This window comes from Thermomonas aquatica (genome assembly GCF_006337105.1).
Classification (GTDB): domain Bacteria; phylum Pseudomonadota; class Gammaproteobacteria; order Xanthomonadales; family Xanthomonadaceae; genus Thermomonas; species Thermomonas aquatica.
In genome coordinates, this window is record NZ_CP040871.1 from 1,492,372 (window position 1) to 1,509,292 (window position 16,921).

Consider the following 16,921-nt stretch of genomic DNA (forward strand, 5'->3'; position numbering starts at 1 on the left):
CATGAACCACGCAGCCACCCTCCCCGCCACCGAGACCGATCACAACCGCGGCCGCGCCGGCTTCGGCGCGATGCTGCTGGGCGCGATCGGCGTGGTGTTCGGCGACATCGGCACCAGCCCGCTGTACACGATCAAGGAGGCGTTCTCGCCGCATTACGGCCTCAGCCCGGACCACGCGACCGTGCTCGGCATCCTCTCGCTGGTGTTCTGGTCGCTGGTGATCGTGATCACCATCAAGTACGTGCTGGTGATCATGCGCGCCGACAACGACGGCGAGGGCGGGATCATGGCGCTGACCGCGCTGGCGCAACGCACCTTGCCCGCGGGATCGAAGGCCGCCTACCTTGTCGGCATCCTCGGCGTGTTCGGCGTGGCCCTGTTCTTCGGCGACGGCGTGCTGACCCCGGCGATCTCGGTGCTGTCGGCGGTGGAAGGCCTGCAGGTGGCGACGCCCGCGCTGCAGCGCTTCGTGCTGCCGATCACCATCGCCGTGTTGCTGCTGCTGTTCGCCACCCAACGCTACGGCACCGGCACCGTCGGCAAGGCGTTCGGCCCGATCATCCTGCTGTGGTTCGCCGCGCTGGCCGCGCTCGGCCTGCACAACATCGGCGGCAACCCGGACGTGCTGCAGGCGCTGAACCCGTGGTGGGGCCTGCGCTTCTTCATCGACCACGGCTGGGGCGGGCTGTTCATCCTCGGCGCGGTGGTGCTGGCGGTCACCGGCGGCGAGACGCTGTACGCCGACATGGGCCACTTCGGTCGCCGGCCGATCACCGCGGCGTGGAATTTCCTGGTGCTGCCGGCGCTGACCATCAACTACCTCGGCCAGGGCGCGCTGCTGCTGGCGGATCCGCGCGCGGTGGCGAATCCGTTCTACCTCGGCGTGCCGGCGTGGGCGCTGTATCCGATGGTGGCGTTGGCCACCGCGGCCACGGTGATCGCCTCGCAGGCGGTGATCAGCGGCGCGTATTCGGCCACCCGCCAGGCGATCCAGCTCGGTTACCTGCCGCGGATGGCGATCCGCCACACCTCCAAGGAGACCATCGGCCAGATCTACGTGCCGACCGTCAACTGGCTGCTGATGCTGGCGGTGATCGCCACCGTGGTCGGCTTCGGCAATTCCACCGCGCTGGCCACCGCCTACGGCGTGTCGGTGACCGGCACCATGCTGATCACCAGCAGCCTGCTGATCGTGGCGATGCGCGCGCGCGGCGCGCTGCCGGCCCTCGTGTTCTGGCCGCTGGCGGCGCTGTTCGTGCTGGTCGACCTCGCCTTCCTGTCCGCCAACCTGGTCAAGTTCATGGACGGCGCGTGGTTCCCGATCCTGCTCGGCATCCTCGCCTTCACCCTGCTGCGCACCTGGGCGCGCGGCCGCCAGTTGCTGCAGGCGGAAATCCGCAAGGACGGCATCGCGCTGGACACGTTCCTGCCGGGGCTGATGCTGGCGCCGCCGGCGCGGGTGCCGGGCACCGCGGTGTTCCTGACCTCGCAGACCGGGATCGCGCCGAAGGCGCTGCTGCACAACCTGAAGCACAACAAGGTGCTGCACGCGCGCAACGTGCTGCTGACCGTCGAGACCTGCGCGATGCCGTTCGTGGCGCCCGAGGATCGCCTGAAGATCGACACCATCGGCGACGATTTCCACAGGGCGATCGTGCGCTACGGCTTCATGGAATCGCCGGACGTGCCGTTGGCGCTGATGCGCGCCAGCGATTGCAGCCGACTGTGCTTCGACCCGATGGAAACGACCTATTTCGCCAGCCGCGAAACCGTCGTCGCAAGCGCCCATGGCGGCATGCCGACCTGGCGCGACAAGCTGTTCGGCTTCATGCACCGCAACGCCGCGCCGGCCAGCGACTTCTTCCGCATCCCGATCACCCGCCTGGTCGAGCTGGGCGCGCCGGTGGAAATCTGAGCGAGGCGCGCTACACCGGCAATGCGGTGGTCTTCTTCACCGTGCGCAGCGCCAGCGTCGACTGCACGCGCACCACGCCCGGCAACTGGGTGAGGATCTCGGTGTGGATGCGTTCGAAATCGGCGGCGTCGGCGTAGGCCACGCGCACCATGTAGTCGGCGGTGCCGGCGAGCAGGCAGCACTCGGTGACTTCCGGATGGCGGTTGATCGCCGCTTCGAAGGCATCGAGTGCGGCGCGTCCCTGCTGGTCGAGGGTGACCAGCACGAAGGCGGTGCCGGGCAGGCCGGCCAGCTTTTCGTCGAGCAGCATCACGTAGCGCGCGATCAGGCCGGATTCCTCCAGCAACTTCACCCGGCGCAGGCAGGCCGAGGGCGACAGGTTGATCCGTTGCGCCAGCTCCAGGTTGGTCAGCCGGCCGTCCGCCTGCAGCAGGCGGAGGATGGCGCGGTCGCGGTCGTCTAGCGGCAGTTCGCTGGCACGCATTTGATTCGACGTATTTCCAATAATTCGGACAACAATGCTACATCTCCGCATTCATCGCAACGAATTCGGCGATTAAGTGCGCGATCCTGCGCGCATACTGCCGTGCTTCAGGCGCCGGGTTCGCCGGGGCCGCCCACGGGAGAGGGACTGCACATGCGCGTCGGCGTACCGAAGGAAATCAAGAACCACGAATACCGCGTCGGCCTGATCCCGTCGTCGGTGCTGGAACTGGTGCATCACGGCCACGAAGTGATCGTGCAGCAGGGCGCCGGCCTCGGCGCCGGCCTGAGCGATGCCGACTACATCGCCGCCGGCGCCAAGATCATCGACACCGCCGACGAGATCTTCGCCAGCGCCGACATGATCGTGAAGGTGAAGGAGCCGCTGGCCGAGGAGCGCAAGAAGCTGCGCCCGGGGCAGATCCTGTTCACCTACCTGCACCTCGCCCCCGACGCGCCGCAGACCCAGGACCTGATCGATTCCGGCGCGATCTGCATCGCCTACGAAACCGTCACCGCCACCAATGGCTCGCTGCCGCTGCTGACCCCGATGTCGGAAGTCGCAGGGCGCCTCGCCCCGCAGGTCGGCGCGCATTCGCTGGAGAAGGCGCAAGGTGGCCGCGGCGTGCTGCTCGGCGGCGTGCCCGGCGTACCGGCAGCCGAAGTGGTGATCCTCGGCGGCGGCGTGTCCGGCACGCATGCGGCGACGATCGCCGTGGGCATGGGCGCGAAGGTGACGGTCGTGGACCGTTCCGCCGATGCGCTGAAGCGCCTGGCCAGCCAGTTCGGCACCTCGATCTCGACCGTGTTCTCGACCCGCGCCGCCATCGAGGAGCTGGTGCGTCGCGCCGACCTGCTGATCGGCACCGTGCTGGTGCCGGGCGCGGCCGCACCGAAGCTGGTCTCGCACGCGATGGTGAAGACGATGAAGCCGGGCTCGGTGATCGTCGACGTCGCCATCGACCAGGGCGGCTGCGTCGAGACCTCGCACGCCACCACCCACGCCGACCCGACCTACGTGGTCGACGGCGTGGTGCATTACTGCGTGGCCAACATGCCGGGCGCGGTCGCGCGCACCTCGACCTTCGCCCTCAACAACGTCACCCTGCCGTTCACCCTGGCGCTGGCCGACAAGGGCTGGAAGCAGGCGCTCACGCAGGATCCGCACCTGCGCGAAGGCCTGAACGTGTGCGAAGGCAAGGTCACCTGCGAGCCGGTGGCGCAGGCGCACAACCTGCCCTACGTCAGCGCGGAAAGCGTGCTGGGCCTGTAAGCCGCAGCGCAGCGGTTGCACACGGGGGACGGCTCGCTGCCGTCCCCTTATGCTGTGCGCGACATGCCGGCATGGAGCGCGCGATGAACCTGCAGACCATCGAGATCAAGGCCTTCGTGCCGGCGCGCGACATGGACCTGTCGCTGCGTTTCTATCGCGATTTCGGCTTCGAGGTCGCGTGGTCGTCGGACGACCTGGCCTACCTGCATGCCGGCGACTGCAGCTTCCTGCTGCAGAAGTTCTACGTGGCGCAGCACGCCGGCAATTTCATGATGCACATGCTGGTCGCCGACGTGGAGGCGTGGTGGGCGCATGCGCAGGCGCAGCGGCTGGCCGAACGCTACGGCGTGCGTGCGCTGCCGCCGGAGGACCGGCCGTGGCGGATCCGCGACTTCGTGCTGGTCGATCCCAGCGGCGTGCTCTGGCGCGTCGGCCAGAACATCGGCGAACCCGGCCGCCACGCATGAGCCGGCCATGAGCATCGATCGCACTGCACATCCCGCACGGAGCCGCGCATGACCGACTGGACCCGCCTGATCCGCGACGTGCCCGGCTTCCCCAAGCCCGGCATCGTGTTCAAGGACATCATGCCGATGCTGGCGGATGCGCAGGCGTTCGCCGCCGCGATCGAGGCGCTGGCCGCGCCCTGGCGCGAGGCGCGGATCGACGCGGTGCTGTGCATCGAGGCGCGCGGCTTCCTGCTCGGCGCACCGGTGGCGCGCGCGCTCGGCGCCGGCATGGTGCCGGTGCGCAAGCCGGGCAAGCTGCCGGGCGCGGTGATCGAGCAACGCTACGCGCTGGAATACGGCGAGGACGCGCTGCAGGTGCAGGCCGATGCGCTGCCACCGGGTACGCGGGTGCTGCTGGTGGACGACGTGCTCGCGACCGGCGGCACCCTCGCCGCCACGCGCCTGCTCGCGGAACGATTGCAGGCCGACGTGGTCGGCGCGGCGGTGCTGATCGAACTCGGCTTCCTCGCGGGCCGCGCCCGCTGGCACGACGCCGCGCCGCTGCGCGCGGCGCTGACGCTCTGAGCGCGGTTCGCGCGGGCGGTCAGTGCTTCGCCGCGGGCGCTGCGTCCACCTTGTGCAGCCATTGCAGCAGCCCGTCGAAGTAGGCCTGCTGGTCGTCGTACATCGCCATGTGGCCGCCGTTGGGCAGGTAGAGATAGCTGCCGTGCGGGAACTCGCGGCCCATCATCTGCATCCACTTCGGATCCATGGTGTCGTGCGCGGCGCCGATCACCAGCGTGGGCACGGTGATCTTCTTGAGGTCGGCGGTGCGGTCCCAGTCCAGCAGGATGCCGCTGGCGCCCATTTCGCTGGGGCCCTGCATCGGCACATAGACCTTCTTGTTGATGTGGCGGACGAACGCGCGCATCACCGGATCCGGCCATTCCATGATCGGCCGACGCAGGATGTGCGCCTCGTAGAACGGCACCAGCAGTTCCTCGTAGTGCGGATCGTCGTATTTCTTCGCCGCCTCCAGCGCCAGGATCTGTTTCAGCGCCGCCGGGTCCATCTGCGGCATCAGCACGTCGTGCGCGTATTTGTTGTACGCCGGGATGCTGGACATCATGTTGGAGATGACCATGCCCTTCAGGTGCTGCTGGTACTTCAGCGCGTATTCGATGGCGAGGATGCCGCCCCAGGAATGGCCGAGCAGGAAGAAGTTGTCGCGATCCAGACCCAGCGCCTGGCGCACCTGCTCCACTTCATCGACGTAATGGTCGATGCTGAGGAACGGCGTCATGTCGTCGGGTTGGTCGCTGTAGTACGAACCCAGCTGGTCGTAGTAGTAGTACTCGACGCCGTCCGCCGGCAGGAAGCTGTCGAAGGCCTCGAAGTATTCGTGGGTGCCGCCCGGCCCGCCGTGCAGCAACAGCACCTTGATCCGCGGGTTGTTGCCGACGCGCTTGGTCCACACGCGGAAATCGCCGTTCGGCGTGTGGATCGGGATCATCCGCACGCCGCCTTGCCAGGCGTCGGCCTGGCCGGTGTTGTCGTGGTAGGACTTCAGGGTTTGCGGCTCGGCGGCGAAGACGCCTCCAGCCAGCACCGCGAGCAAGAGCGCCAGCAGCATGCGCATGGTCACGCCTCCATCGGGACGGAAGCCCAATGCTATACCCGGTGCTGCGCCGCAATAGCGGATGAATGCGCGACTGCGCGGCCGCGTGCGCTCAAGCCTTCTTCACGAACTCCGACTTCAGGCCCATTTGGCCGATGCCGTCGACCTTGCAGTCGATGTCGTGGTCGCCATCGACCAGGCGGATGTTGCGCACCTTGGTGCCGACCTTCACCACCAGCGACGAACCCTTCAGCTTGAGGTCCTTGATCACGGTGACGGTGTCGCCGTCCTGCAGCAGGTTGCCGACCGCGTCCTTGACGACCTTCGCCTCTTCCGCCGCCTCGACCTGCGGCCATTCGTGGCCGCATTCGGGGCAGACGTAGCTCGCGCCGTCCTCGTAGACATAGGCGGAACTGCATTTCGGGCAAGGCGGCAGGCTGGTCATCGTCTGGGGTCGTGTCGTCGCGGAACAGGGACGCGATTTTACGCCCAGGGCCGTGCCTTCGCGGTTGGCGGCGGCCATACGCGCGATGCCAACGGCCACCCCGCGCACGCGATTCCCGATGCGGCGACGATGCAGGCCACGCGCATGCATCCTGGCATCCAGCCGGGCATTGACGCCGGCCGCGCGCAGGCAGTGGACGATACGACCGTGCCCCCTCCGACGGGGCTGCATCTCCCATCACATCGCGATCGTCGACGAACGATCCGAACTCGCCGGCATGATGGCCGGCGTGCAGGCCGATCCGTCAGGACTGGTCGCCAGGATCCGCAGCCTGCTGTTGCTGCGCGATCATGCGGCGGATGGCGATCCCGCCGCTAGCTCAGGCCAGCCGGTCGGCTTCCACCACGCTGCATCCCGGCGGCGGATGCAGCGCCGCATCCACCAGCGCGTCGGCGATGCGCTCGGCGCGGCTCGGCCGCCACTTCCGCGGCAGCAGCGGACGCAGCACGCGCGACACTGCCAAGGCATAACCTTCGCCCGCGCGCGGTCGTTCGCGCTCGCCGTCGATCAGGCCCGGCCGCACCAGCACCAGCGACGGATAGTCGAGCGCGGCGAGCGCATCCTCGAGTTCGCCCTTGACCCGGTTGTAGAAGATCGACGAACGCGGATTCGCGCCCATCGCCGAATTCAACGCATAAGCGCGCGCGCCATGCCGGCGCGCAAGCCGCGCCACGGCGAGCGGATAGTCGTGGTCGACGCGCCGGAACGCGGCGCGCGAACCGGCATCGGCGATGGTGGTGCCCAGCGTGCAGACCACCGCATCCACCGCCCACCAGTCGGCATCGGCAGGCAGCGCGTCGAAATCCAGCACCGGGTTGAGCAGGCGCGGATGCGCGATGCCGAGCGGACGCCGGGTGGGCGCAACCAGCTGCGCGACCTGCGGCGCTTCCAGCAAGCGCGCGAGCACCAGGCGGCCGACCAGGCCGGTGGCGCCGACATGCAGGATGTTCATGGGATGGCGATCCAGCGGCGGCGGGTGGGCGCCATCATGGCGCGTCGGCCGCCGGTCTTCCATGCATCCGGTTTCGCCGCTAGGCCACCACCGCTGCACCCAGCGTAGCCAGGCATTCGCTGGCCATGCGCGCGCCCGCGGCGGTCAGCCAGACCACGTGCCGCAGCGTCGCGTTCGAGACATCCAGCGCGACCAGCCGCCGGCGGGCGAGGATCTTCGCGGTTTCGCCATGCCTGCTCTTCAGCGGATGCGAGGCCTCGCGCGAGGTCGCCTCGCTTTCGTAGAGATCGACCAGGAACTGCTGCTGGGTCCTGGTGAGTGCTTTGGGTGCGTTCATGGGTGCGGCATCACACGGAGAGCGGAGTCAACGAAGCGTGAAAGCGTCCCTGCCAGCGCATCCCATCGCAAAACAATGGCCGGGAATGTGTCGCGCCGCGCAAAAGCAGCCGGCGACCGATCGAACACGGCGCTCGCGCGCATTCATCTCTCGCGGCGTTCCAACCGGGGACGCCGCGACGCCGTTGGCGGCGTCAGAACACCTGGACCGCCGCGCGGGCCAGCAGGGCGAACAACACCAGCGACGACAGCGCGAACAACGCGAAGCGCACCGGGATCCGGTTCACCAGCGCCTGCCACAGGCTATGCACCACGCGCAGCGCGACATAACTCCAGGCCAGCGCCAGCGACGCGGTGGAGCCGTCGCCGAGCAAGGCCAGGCTGAGCCCGATCGCGTAGAACAGGATCGGCTGCTCGAACAGGTGGTTGTAGTTGTCCGCCTTCCAGCGCACCCGCGGCGGCAACGTCGCCATCTGCTCGCCGCGCGGCAGGTTGCCGTCGAGCCGCATGCGCATGCGCAGGATGGCGGGGATGCGGGTGGCGTACATCCAGGCCCACATCACCGCGGTCCAGGCGGCCAGGGCGACGACGGGGGCGAGCATCGGCTGCGGTTGCGCCATGGCGGACTCCGGTGGTGGGCGTGCAGGCCCGGATCATGACCCAAATCCCGCGCCGGGAGGCGCCCGCGCGCCTCCTGCGCGAGCGCGGCGCGTGCCGCATACTGCGCGCACCGATCGCCCGCTTCCGGAGACTGCCATGTTCGAACGCTTTTCCCGCAGCTGGGGCCTGATCAAGGCCAGTGCCGGCGTGCTGGCCAAGGACAAGGAACTGCTGGTGTTCCCGCTGCTGTCGGCGGCCTGCACGCTGGTCGTGGTGGCCGCCTTCGCGCTGCCGGCGCTCGGCCTGGGCGCACTGGACGGGTTGCGCGATGGCGGCGGCGTGTCGCTGCTGGCCTATGTGCTGGCGTTCCTGTTCTACCTGGTGCAGTACTTCGTGATCTTCTTCTTCAACTCGGCGCTGGTGGGCGCGGCGATGATCCGGCTGGACGGCGGCGACCCGACCGTCGGCGACGGCCTGCGCATCGCCCGCAGCAAGGCGTTGCCGATCCTCGGCTACGCCGCGATCGCCGCGACCGTGGGCATGGTCCTGCGCGCGATCCAGGAGCGCGCGGGTTTCGTCGGCAGGCTGGTCTCGGGCGCGCTCGGCGTGGCCTGGACCCTGGCCAGCTTCCTGGTGGTGCCGGTGCTGGTGACGCGCGACATCGGACCGGTCGATGCGGTCAAGGAAAGCGCGCTGCTGCTGAAGAAGACCTGGGGCGAAAACCTGATCGGACAGGGCGGCGTGGGCCTGCTGTTCGGCCTGCTGTTCTTCGCCCTGGTCCTGCTGGGCGGCGCGGCGATCATCGCGGCGGCGACGACCGGCAACGGCGTGCTGACCGGGCTGGTGGTGGCCATCGTCATCATCGCGATGCTGCTGGCCGCGCTGGTCCAGGCCGCGCTGTCGGGCATCTATTCGGCGGCGCTGTACCGCTATGCGACCGGTGCCGGCGAGAGCGAAGGCTTCGACGCGCAGCTGCTGGGGCAGGCGTTCCGGGTGAAGTGAGCACGGCCCCCTATCGCTTGCGTCACGCGCACAAAAATCCGATTGCACATCGCAAGACAAAGCCGGCGAAAGCCGGCTTTGTCGTTTCAATTGAAAGACTCAGGCGCCCAGCAATTCCACGTCGAATTTCAGCGTGGCATTCGGCGGAATCACCCCGCCGGCGCCGCGTGCGCCGTAGCCCAGGCTGGCCGGGATGATCAGCGTGCGCGCACCGCCCACCTTCATGCCCTGCACGCCTTCGTCCCAGCCCTTGATGACCATGCCGCCGCCGAGCGGAAAGATGAAGGGCTCGCCGCGATCCTTGCTGGAATCGAACTTGCCGCCCTGCGCGCCGTTGTCGTACAGCCAACCCGTGTAGTGCACGACGACGTTGCGGCCGGGCCTGGCCTCATCGCCGGTGCCGATGACGGTGTCTTCGTATTGCAGGCCGGAGGCGGTGGTGGTGAAGGGCATTGGAGGTTCCTTGTGGCTTGTGATCGTGCGTGCAGTCTAGCGCTCGCGCAGAGCGGGCCTTGAAATGGTCAGCCGGGCTTGCGCGCCACGTGGATGGCGACGATGCCGAACGACAGTCGTTCCAATGCGACATCCTCGAACCCGGATGACGCGATTTCGTCGGCGAACGCTTCCGCCGTGGGGAAATCGCGGATGCCGTGCAGCAGGTATCGATAGGCGGAGGCATCGCCGCCCGTGGCCAGCCAGCCCAGCACCGGCATGCACAGCCGCATGTAGGCGAGATAGGCGCGGTGCAACGTCCGCCAGCGGATATTCGATGCCTCCAGGATCACCAAGCGCCCGCCCGGGCGCAGGACGCGGATGGCTTCCGCCAACGCGCGCTTGCGATCACATATCTTCATCACCAGCGACAGCGAATACGCGTCCACGCTGGCATCGGCGATCTCGGGCATCGCTTCGGCATCCAGCCGCAGCAACCGCACCCGCGCCGCCTTCGGCCCGAGTCGGCGTTCGGCGATGGCAAGCATCGGCCCGCTGATGTCCGCCGCGATGACCGTACGTTCCGCCATCTGCCCGTGCGAGATCACGCGCATCACGATGTCGCCGGTACCGCTGGCGCCATCCAGCAGCACCGACCACGGCTCGTTCGCGATCACCCGCGCAACGCGCCGTTTCCACAGGCGGTGGATGCCCAGGCTGAACACATCGCACAACAGGTCGTAGCGACCGGCGATGCGGCCGAAGACATCGTCGGCCTGCGAGGCGAAGCCGGCGGCATTGGCCGTCATCGATGCGTCCTTGCGAAGAGGGTTCAGGGCAATGATGGCAGCAGCAGCGAAAGGGGTGCGAAAAGGAAACGCACGCGCCTGCAATGGCGGCCCGATACGTCGCGCAGGATTGGCGCTTGACTCGATCAATTATTTCCATAATATTGGAAATATGGAAATGAAAACCGCCCTTGCCGGCCTCGCCGCCCTGAGCCACGAATCCCGCCTGCGCGCATTCCGCCGCCTTGTCGAGGTCGGGCCGGACGGCGTGCCGGTGGGGGAGCTTCGCGACTACCTGGAACTGCCTGCCGCCACGTTGACCGCGCACCTCAACGTACTGCGCGGCGCCGGGCTGGTCACCGACCAGCGCGCGGGCCGCACGATCCGCCTGCGTGCGAACTACGGGCGCATGAACGCCCTGATCGACTACCTCACCGAGAACTGCTGCGCCGGCTCCGGCAGCTGCCGTCCGGCGCCTTCGTGCAAGACCGACAAGAAAGGAGCTGCGAAATGAGCCGTTTCCATGTGCATCTGAACGTCGTCGATCTCGCCGCCAGCGTTCGCTTCTATTCCGAACTGTTCGCGGCGCAACCCACCGTGTTCAAGCAGGACTACGCGAAATGGATGCTGGAGGATCCGCGGGTGAATTTCGCGATTTCGAGCACGGGGCGTCCGCCGGGCATCGACCATCTTGGACTCCAGGTCGACAGCAGCGACGAACTCGCCACCCTCGGCAAGCGGCTGGATGCCGCCGGCGGCACCGTTGTCCCTGAGCAAGCGACGATCTGCTGCTATGCCACATCCGACAAGAACTGGACCGAGGATCCGCAGGCACGCGCTGGGAAACGTTCCACACCCTGGGCGAGGCGACGACGTATCACGCCGGGGATGCGGCGTGCGCGACCGATGGCGCGGCCTGCACGCCGGATGTCGCCGCGATGAAACCCATGACCGACACGGGCGGATCCTGCTGTTCGCCCAACTCCGGTTGCTGCTGATGCAGCGGATCAGCCAAGGGATTCCGAGCACATTCCCTGCGCTCACGCTTAGCCCACATGCGCGCCCTTCAAGGAAGCGAACCTGACCCCGCTCTTCGGTCAAATTGTTCCTAAATCGTCCCTGACAACTTTCCTGAAGAAAAGTCGACTCTGACCCCTGTTTTGACTCTGCCCCCTGTTTTGCTGTTTTGAACGCGTTGGAAAACTCGACTCTGAGCCTTGTTTTTGTTGCTTGTTTTTGTTGCGGATCAGGACCGCATGGCGGACGTCATCATGTCGACGTATCCCCACGCCATGATTCCGAGTACGCCGATTGCACCGAGTGTGGCGCGGATCCACCACAGGGGCGTCGCGGGCGCATGCTGGACGCTGCAGCAGAAACAGGGGTCAGAGTCGAGTTTTCGACCTGACATCTACCCGCCTGCTCAACGCGTTGGAAAACTCGACTCTGACCCCTGTTTTCTTTTTCCTCACGCAGAAACGCGAAAGGCAACACAAGGCCGCCTTCGGATTCAAACGGAAATGTTCTCTGACCCCTTTTCCACGCTATTCCGTCAGCTTTCCTCATCCTCATGAGCGATCAACCTGGTGTTGCGCTCAAGCTCGCGTATGCGCATTACATCTCTTGATAGTTTTTGCATGTCCGCATCAACTTCGACCGCGCCATCTTCTGAACTCAGCGGCAACACAACATCCACTGCACCGCCTTTTTCAATGAAACCGAGAAGTTTGTTTATAGACTTATCAAGTGCGGTTATTTTTTCACCATCGAGCGCAAGGCCATCCGAAACACTCTTAGAAATGTTCTCGAGTCCAACTTTCCTTTCTTCGACCGCTTGAGCCTTCAACGCCTCTTTAGCCTGAGTGTTACTTAGCTTCAAAGCCTCGATCTCAAGCTGCATTTTCCGCAAACCTTGGACTTTCTCTGCCACTTCCAGTGATTTCAAAAGAACTGACGCAACGACCCTTGCGATCACACAAGTTGTTGCAATGGTGATGACAATCGAACCTGTTTGCGCACCAACAATCCTTAGATCCTTGGGTGTGCCACCCACGGACATGGCAATGCCTCGACCTATGTCATGCCATTCATTGGCCCATTTCTTAAAATCCGCGACATCGTCTATCGATGCAGCATGATCGAAGACAACACGAATCATTACTTCATCTTCAGGCGCTTCATATGGATAAATCAGCCCTGACAATGCATCCCGAATCTGATTCGATCTTTCTATAGCCGACTGCACTTCACTCGAGATGCGGTTCATCTCATTAATTGCAGTCTGAAAATCCAAAGAGTTTCGGAAGAGAATTCCTTCAACCTCATCTATGCCAGAGCTGCCGAGATGGGGCAGTAGCGGTAGTTGCTCAGTGAGGAATTCGGCTTGCGCATCTGAGAGCGCGTTCAAGGCAACCTCTCCGATTGCCTCAACCAGTCGATTCTTCTCTTCCTCAAAAGCCTAGCGGCTGCCATTTGCATTGTTCTGCAATACAGAGGCCAATGTGGAGTAGAGCCGTGGAATTCGCCTCTTGGCAACTTCACGGTCAACCCATACGGGAATAGCTGCTAGCTCCTCTGCATCCATCTATCGCCCCCTCCAATAGAAAAGGGCTGAGCCAAATTAGCTCAGCCCCTTCAATCAAAAAATCACCCGCACTTCGAATACCCACAATTCAAGCAAGTCGCACACCCATCCATCAGCACCAGCGCCTTGGTCGAGCACTTGTGGCACATCGTCGCCGTGGGCGGGAAACTCACGCCCTCGCCGGTCACTTCGATGTCCTCGTCCTGCGCGGCGGCGGTCATCGCGCCGCCCATCTCGCCGGCGGCGGCTACGTCAGAGTTTTTTTTTGAGCGCTGCTCGTAGGCGCGGCGCTTCTCCGCGATCAGCGCGCGCTGGTGCTCGCTCATCTCCGGGTCGTGCATCATGCCGATCGACTTCAGGTGGTCCTCGATGATCATGCCGAGCTCGGCCACCAGGCTGGGCATGTACACGCCGCCGGCCTTGAAGTAGCCGCCCTTCGGGTCGAACACGGCCTTCATTTCCTCGACCAGGAAGGTCACGTCGCCGCCCTTGCGGAACACGGCGGACATGATGCGGGTGAGGGCGACGATCCACTGGAAGTGATCCATCGACTTGGAGTTGATGAACACCTCGAACGGGCGGCGGTGTTCGTGGTCGGTGCCGGCGTTCAGCACGATGTCGTTGATGGTCACGTACATGGCGTGCTCCACCAGCGGCGACTTGATCTTGTAGGTGGAGCCGATCAGCACTTCCGGGCGCTCGATGCGCTCGTGCATCTGGATCACGTCGGCGCTGGGCAGCTCGGCCTCGGCCTGGGCGCGGCTGATGGAATCGGCCTTGATGGCGGCTTCCTTGGCCTTGTCCTCGGGGGTGACGACGGCGTAGCCCTTGATTTTCTTTTCGATCCTGACGGCCATTTGCATTCCGGTTGCTGTGCTGTGTTGTTGTTCTGGGTGTGCGTTGCGTGATCCACCCGCCCGGCGGCGTGCGCCGGGCGGGCGTGGTGCCTACTTCTTCTTCGCGGCCTTCTTGGCGGCTTTCTTCGGCGCGGCCTTCTTCACCGCCTTCTTCGCGGCTTTCTTCGGGGCGGCCTTCTTGATCGCCTTCTTCACCGCGGCCTTCTTGGCCGTGGCCTTCTTCGCGACCTTCTTGGCCGCCTTCTTCACCGCCGCCTTCTTGGCGGTGGCCTTCTTGGCGACCTTCTTCGCCGCCTTCTTGGTGGCGGCCTTCTTGCCGGCGACCTTCTTCTTCAGGCTGGCCACTTCCTTCTTGGCGTCGGCGCTGGCGGTGGCGAGCTTCTTCTTCGCCTTCGCCACGGTCTTGCCGACCGCCTTCTTGGCGCTGGCGACCTTGGACTTCACCGACTTCTCGGCGGACTTGGCGGCCTTCTTCGCCTTCGCCACGGTGGCGCTGGCGGTGCTGGCCACGGCTTCGCCGATTTCGGCGGCTTTTTCCTTCACGCTTTCGGCGGCATCGGACAACGTTGCCGTCACTCCATTTCCGTTGCTCATGTGCCCCTCCTCGGATGGGCGTTGGTGGGTGGGTACAACAGGGCGATCCTATACCCGCGAAAGGCGTGCGTGCAGCGTGACGATCGGCAGGCCGCGCGGCGGGATGCGCCGGCGCGGCACGGGGTCAGAACTTGCCGTAGTAGCCTTCCTTCAGCGCATCGAACAGGTTGGCGGCGGTGTGCAGCTCGCCGTCGTATTCGATCTGTTCGTTGCCCTTGACCTCGATCATCGAACCGTCGTCCAGCTCGAAGCGGTAGGTGGTGTTCTCGAGGTCGGCTTCCTTGACCAGCACGCCCTGGAAGGCGGCCGGGTTGAAGCGGAAGGTGGTGCAGCCCTTCAGGCCCTGCTGGTGGGCGTAGCGGTAGATGTCCTTGAAGTCCTCGTACGGGTAGTCGGTGGGGACGTTGGCGGTCTTGGAGATCGAGGAATCCACCCATTTCTGCGCCGCGGCCTGCACGTCCACGTGCTCCTTCGGGCTGATGTCGTCGGCGCTGATGAAGTAGTCCGGCAGCTTGGCGGCGGCGTCCTCGGCGAACGGCATCGCCTTCGGGTTGACCAGCTCGCGGTAGGCCAGCAGCTCGAACGAGTACACGTCGACCTTTTCCTTGGTCTTCTTGCCTTCGCGGATCACGTTGCGGCTGTAGTGGTGGGCGAACGACGGCTCGATGCCGTTCGACGCGTTGTTGGCCAGCGACAGCGAGATGGTACCGGTCGGCGCGATCGAGCTGTGGTGGGTGAAGCGGGCGCCGACCTCGGCCAGCTCCTCGACCAGTTCCGGCGCGACCTCGGCCACCTTCTGCATGTAGCGGCTGTACCTGGCGTGCAGGGTCTTGCCTTCGATGTCCTGGCCGATCTTCCAGCCGTCGCGGACCATTTCCGGGCGCTGGCGCAGCATGGCCGCGGTGACGGTGAAGCGCTCGTCCATGATCGGCGCGGCGCCCTTCTCCTTGGCCAGCGACAGGCCCATCTCCCAGCCGGCCACCGCCATGTCGCGGGCGATGCGTTCGGTGAACTCGCAGGATTCCTTGCTGCCGTACTTCATCCGCAGCATGGTCATGGTGCTGCCGAGGCCGAGGAAGCCCATGCCGTGGCGGCGCTTGCGCATGATCTCGTCGCGCTGCTGCTGCAGCGGCAGGCCGTTCACTTCCACCACGTTGTCCAGCATGCGGGTGAACACGCGCACCACTTCCTTGTATTCCTCCCAGTCGAACTCGGCCTGGGCGGTGAAGGGATGCTTGACGAACTTGGTCAGGTTGACCGAGCCCAGCAGGCAGGCACCGTACGGCGGCAGCGGCTGCTCGCCGCAGGGGTTGGTGGCGCGGATGTTCTCGCACCACCAGTTGTTGTTCATCTCGTTGACCTTGTCGATCAGGATGAAGCCCGGCTCGGCGTAGTCGTAGGTCGAGACCATGATCATGTCCCACAGGTGGCGGGCGCGGATGTGCCCGTACACCTTGCAGGCGACCAGGCCGTCGTCGCGCACGATGTAGTGCTTGTGGGTCGGCCATTCGCGCCACACGACCTGCTCGGCGTTGGCGAGGTCGATGTCGCCGGCCTCCTTGTCGTTGACCGGGAACACCAGCGGCCAGTCCTGGTCGTTGTTGACCGCGGCCATGAAGCCGTCGGTGATCAGCAGGGACAGGTTGAACTGGCGCAGGCGGCCGTCCTCGCGCTTGGCGCGGATGAAGTCCTTCACGTCCGGGTGCGACACGTCGAAGGTGCCCATCTGCGCGCCGCGGCGGCCACCGGCGGAGCTCACGGTGAAGCACATCTTGTCGTAGATATCCATGAACGACATCGGGCCGCTGGTGTACGCGCCGGCGCCGGCGACGAACGCGCCGCGCGGGCGCAGCGTGGAGAATTCGTAGCCGATGCCGCAGCCGGCCTTCAGGGTCAGGCCGGCCTCGTGGACCTTGTCGAGGATGCCGTCCATCGAGTCCTGGATGGTGCCGGACACGGTGCAGTTGATGGTGCTGGTGGCCGGCTTGTGTTCCTGCGCGCCGGCATTGCTGGTGATGCGGCCGGCCGGGATCGCCCCGCGGCGCAGCGCCCAGGTGAAGCGCTCCATCCAGTACTGCTGCAGGTCCACGGTGGGCTCGGCCTCGGCCAGCGCCTTGGCGACGCGCTTGTAGGTGCCGTCGATGTCGGCATCCAGCGCCACGCCCTGCTTGGTCTTGAGGCGGTACTTCTTGTCCCAGATGTCGGTCGATGCCGGCTGCATCGGGATGTCCTGCTTCGTGTCCGTGGCCACCGCTTCAAGCCTCGCCGTGCTCATGCCATGCCTTCCATTCGTGATCCTGCTCCTGTCCGTGTGGTGCTGCGGCGAAGCCGCTCCGTGTTGTCCGCTTTCGCCGTCGCGGGGGCGACGACGGGGCCTCGCGCCGGTGGCGCGCCGCCTGTTTTGTCCGTGTTATGCCGCGTCTTCCATCCTGCGCCGCTCCCCAACGGACGCCGATCTCTGCAAACCGTGAAACACAACGCTTGGGTTTGTTTCACACAACCAACCACAAGATGTAGTGGAAGCGCGGGAAAC

At 65.5% G+C, this 16,921-nt stretch carries 19 protein-coding genes; 7 read left to right on the forward strand and 12 right to left on the reverse strand.

Annotation, left to right across the window (positions count from 1 at the left end; genetic code table 11):
* Positions 1-70 precede the first annotated feature (70 nt).
* Positions 71-1,915 carry a potassium transporter Kup gene (locus tag FHQ07_RS07205; protein ID WP_139717929.1) on the forward strand — a complete coding sequence of 615 codons (1,845 nt, stop codon included), beginning with the start codon at positions 71-73 and terminating at the stop codon, positions 1,913-1,915.
* 10 nt (positions 1,916-1,925) lie between these two features.
* On the opposite strand, the gene FHQ07_RS07210 is transcribed toward FHQ07_RS07205, so the two are convergent.
* On the reverse strand, positions 1,926-2,399 hold the full coding sequence (locus FHQ07_RS07210; protein ID WP_139716171.1) for an Lrp/AsnC family transcriptional regulator: 474 nt from the start codon (positions 2,397-2,399) through the stop codon (positions 1,926-1,928).
* Positions 2,400-2,552: 153 nt separating this feature from the next.
* Here FHQ07_RS07210 and ald point away from each other — a divergent pair, with 153 nt between their 5' ends.
* The 3 genes from ald (at position 2,553) to FHQ07_RS07225 (ending at position 4,705) form a co-directional block, all read left to right on the forward strand.
* A complete protein-coding gene (gene ald, locus FHQ07_RS07215; RefSeq protein WP_139716172.1) occupies positions 2,553-3,671 on the forward strand; it encodes an alanine dehydrogenase in 1,119 nt (372 codons plus the stop codon).
* 83 nt (positions 3,672-3,754) lie between these two features.
* Complete coding sequence (locus FHQ07_RS07220) at positions 3,755-4,138, forward strand: VOC family protein (protein WP_240703569.1); 384 nt, start codon at positions 3,755-3,757, stop codon at positions 4,136-4,138.
* A gap of 48 nt (positions 4,139-4,186) precedes the next feature.
* Positions 4,187-4,705, forward strand: coding sequence for an adenine phosphoribosyltransferase (locus tag FHQ07_RS07225; RefSeq protein ID WP_139716174.1), 519 nt, complete (start codon positions 4,187-4,189; stop codon positions 4,703-4,705).
* 19 nt (positions 4,706-4,724) lie between these two features.
* Here FHQ07_RS07225 and FHQ07_RS07230 read toward each other — a convergent pair whose 3' ends face one another.
* The 5 genes from FHQ07_RS07230 to FHQ07_RS07250 form a co-directional block, all read right to left on the reverse strand.
* Positions 4,725-5,759 carry a proline iminopeptidase-family hydrolase gene (locus FHQ07_RS07230; RefSeq protein WP_139717931.1) on the reverse strand — a complete coding sequence of 345 codons (1,035 nt, stop codon included), beginning with the start codon at positions 5,757-5,759 and terminating at the stop codon, positions 4,725-4,727.
* Between the two features lie 91 nt (positions 5,760-5,850).
* On the reverse strand, positions 5,851-6,183 hold the full coding sequence (locus FHQ07_RS07235; protein WP_139716175.1) for a zinc ribbon domain-containing protein YjdM: 333 nt from the start codon (positions 6,181-6,183) through the stop codon (positions 5,851-5,853).
* 379 nt (positions 6,184-6,562) lie between these two features.
* Positions 6,563-7,195 carry a Rossmann-fold NAD(P)-binding domain-containing protein gene (locus tag FHQ07_RS07240; RefSeq protein ID WP_139716176.1) on the reverse strand — a complete coding sequence of 211 codons (633 nt, stop codon included), beginning with the start codon at positions 7,193-7,195 and terminating at the stop codon, positions 6,563-6,565.
* A 79-nt stretch (positions 7,196-7,274) separates the two neighbouring features.
* A complete protein-coding gene (locus FHQ07_RS07245; protein WP_139716177.1) occupies positions 7,275-7,532 on the reverse strand; it encodes a hypothetical protein in 258 nt (85 codons plus the stop codon).
* Positions 7,533-7,725: 193 nt separating this feature from the next.
* Positions 7,726-8,151, reverse strand: a complete 426-nt coding sequence (locus FHQ07_RS07250; protein ID WP_139716178.1) for an MAPEG family protein — start codon at positions 8,149-8,151, stop codon at positions 7,726-7,728.
* A 136-nt stretch (positions 8,152-8,287) separates the two neighbouring features.
* Here FHQ07_RS07250 and FHQ07_RS07255 point away from each other — a divergent pair, with 136 nt between their 5' ends.
* Positions 8,288-9,133: a DUF6159 family protein gene (locus FHQ07_RS07255; protein ID WP_139716179.1), complete on the forward strand. Its 846-nt coding sequence runs from the start codon at positions 8,288-8,290 to the stop codon at positions 9,131-9,133.
* A gap of 99 nt (positions 9,134-9,232) precedes the next feature.
* Here FHQ07_RS07255 and FHQ07_RS07260 read toward each other — a convergent pair whose 3' ends face one another.
* Together FHQ07_RS07260 and FHQ07_RS07265 are read right to left on the reverse strand one after the other, a co-directional pair.
* Entirely contained in the window at positions 9,233-9,586 is a 354-nt protein-coding gene (locus tag FHQ07_RS07260; protein ID WP_139716180.1) for an FKBP-type peptidyl-prolyl cis-trans isomerase, read from the reverse strand.
* Between the two features lie 68 nt (positions 9,587-9,654).
* Positions 9,655-10,374: a ubiquinone/menaquinone biosynthesis methyltransferase gene (locus FHQ07_RS07265; RefSeq protein ID WP_139716181.1), complete on the reverse strand. Its 720-nt coding sequence runs from the start codon at positions 10,372-10,374 to the stop codon at positions 9,655-9,657.
* On the opposite strand from FHQ07_RS07265, the gene FHQ07_RS07270 reads away from it, so the two are divergent.
* Positions 10,364-10,867: an ArsR/SmtB family transcription factor gene (locus FHQ07_RS07270; RefSeq protein ID WP_338419638.1), complete on the forward strand. Its 504-nt coding sequence runs from the start codon at positions 10,364-10,366 to the stop codon at positions 10,865-10,867. The two genes, FHQ07_RS07265 and FHQ07_RS07270, sit on opposite strands and share 11 nt — an antisense overlap.
* The gene (locus FHQ07_RS07275) at positions 10,864-11,295 is read left to right on the forward strand and encodes a VOC family protein (protein ID WP_240703443.1); all 432 of its coding nucleotides are present in this window, start codon (positions 10,864-10,866) and stop codon (positions 11,293-11,295) included. The genes FHQ07_RS07270 and FHQ07_RS07275 overlap by 4 nt, the downstream gene beginning before the upstream one ends.
* 610 nt (positions 11,296-11,905) lie before the next feature.
* On the opposite strand, the gene FHQ07_RS07280 is transcribed toward FHQ07_RS07275, so the two are convergent.
* The 4 genes from FHQ07_RS07280 to FHQ07_RS07290 form a co-directional block, all read right to left on the reverse strand.
* Complete coding sequence (locus tag FHQ07_RS07280) at positions 11,906-12,760, reverse strand: hypothetical protein (protein WP_139716182.1); 855 nt, start codon at positions 12,758-12,760, stop codon at positions 11,906-11,908.
* 239 nt (positions 12,761-12,999) lie between these two features.
* Positions 13,000-13,794, reverse strand: coding sequence for a TSCPD domain-containing protein (locus tag FHQ07_RS07285; protein ID WP_139717933.1), 795 nt, complete (start codon positions 13,792-13,794; stop codon positions 13,000-13,002).
* A gap of 90 nt (positions 13,795-13,884) precedes the next feature.
* Entirely contained in the window at positions 13,885-14,388 is a 504-nt protein-coding gene (locus FHQ07_RS14365) for a hypothetical protein (RefSeq protein ID WP_168191404.1), read from the reverse strand.
* A gap of 124 nt (positions 14,389-14,512) precedes the next feature.
* Entirely contained in the window at positions 14,513-16,663 is a 2,151-nt protein-coding gene (locus FHQ07_RS07290) for an adenosylcobalamin-dependent ribonucleoside-diphosphate reductase (protein ID WP_139716183.1), read from the reverse strand.
* Positions 16,664-16,921: the final 258 nt, after the last annotated feature.

What these genes read in the sequence shown, in the direction of transcription:
- FHQ07_RS07205 (WP_139717929.1), top strand. Translation starts at nt 71, where the DNA reads ATGCTGCTGGGCGCGATCGGCGTGGTGTTCGGCGACATCGGCACCAGC.
- FHQ07_RS07210 (WP_139716171.1), bottom strand. Translation starts at nt 2,399, where the DNA reads ATGCGTGCCAGCGAACTGCCGCTAGACGACCGCGACCGCGCCATCCTC.
- ald (WP_139716172.1), top strand. Translation starts at nt 2,553, where the DNA reads ATGCGCGTCGGCGTACCGAAGGAAATCAAGAACCACGAATACCGCGTC.
- FHQ07_RS07220 (WP_240703569.1), top strand. Translation starts at nt 3,755, where the DNA reads ATGAACCTGCAGACCATCGAGATCAAGGCCTTCGTGCCGGCGCGCGAC.
- FHQ07_RS07225 (WP_139716174.1), top strand. Translation starts at nt 4,187, where the DNA reads ATGACCGACTGGACCCGCCTGATCCGCGACGTGCCCGGCTTCCCCAAG.
- FHQ07_RS07230 (WP_139717931.1), bottom strand. Translation starts at nt 5,759, where the DNA reads ATGCGCATGCTGCTGGCGCTCTTGCTCGCGGTGCTGGCTGGAGGCGTC.
- FHQ07_RS07235 (WP_139716175.1), bottom strand. Translation starts at nt 6,183, where the DNA reads ATGACCAGCCTGCCGCCTTGCCCGAAATGCAGTTCCGCCTATGTCTAC.
- FHQ07_RS07240 (WP_139716176.1), bottom strand. Translation starts at nt 7,195, where the DNA reads ATGAACATCCTGCATGTCGGCGCCACCGGCCTGGTCGGCCGCCTGGTG.
- FHQ07_RS07245 (WP_139716177.1), bottom strand. Translation starts at nt 7,532, where the DNA reads ATGAACGCACCCAAAGCACTCACCAGGACCCAGCAGCAGTTCCTGGTC.
- FHQ07_RS07250 (WP_139716178.1), bottom strand. Translation starts at nt 8,151, where the DNA reads ATGGCGCAACCGCAGCCGATGCTCGCCCCCGTCGTCGCCCTGGCCGCC.
- FHQ07_RS07255 (WP_139716179.1), top strand. Translation starts at nt 8,288, where the DNA reads ATGTTCGAACGCTTTTCCCGCAGCTGGGGCCTGATCAAGGCCAGTGCC.
- FHQ07_RS07260 (WP_139716180.1), bottom strand. Translation starts at nt 9,586, where the DNA reads ATGCCCTTCACCACCACCGCCTCCGGCCTGCAATACGAAGACACCGTC.
- FHQ07_RS07265 (WP_139716181.1), bottom strand. Translation starts at nt 10,374, where the DNA reads ATGACGGCCAATGCCGCCGGCTTCGCCTCGCAGGCCGACGATGTCTTC.
- FHQ07_RS07275 (WP_240703443.1), top strand. Translation starts at nt 10,864, where the DNA reads ATGAGCCGTTTCCATGTGCATCTGAACGTCGTCGATCTCGCCGCCAGC.
- FHQ07_RS07285 (WP_139717933.1), bottom strand. Translation starts at nt 13,794, where the DNA reads ATGGCCGTCAGGATCGAAAAGAAAATCAAGGGCTACGCCGTCGTCACC.
- FHQ07_RS14365 (WP_168191404.1), bottom strand. Translation starts at nt 14,388, where the DNA reads ATGAGCAACGGAAATGGAGTGACGGCAACGTTGTCCGATGCCGCCGAA.
- FHQ07_RS07290 (WP_139716183.1), bottom strand. Translation starts at nt 16,663, where the DNA reads ATGAGCACGGCGAGGCTTGAAGCGGTGGCCACGGACACGAAGCAGGAC.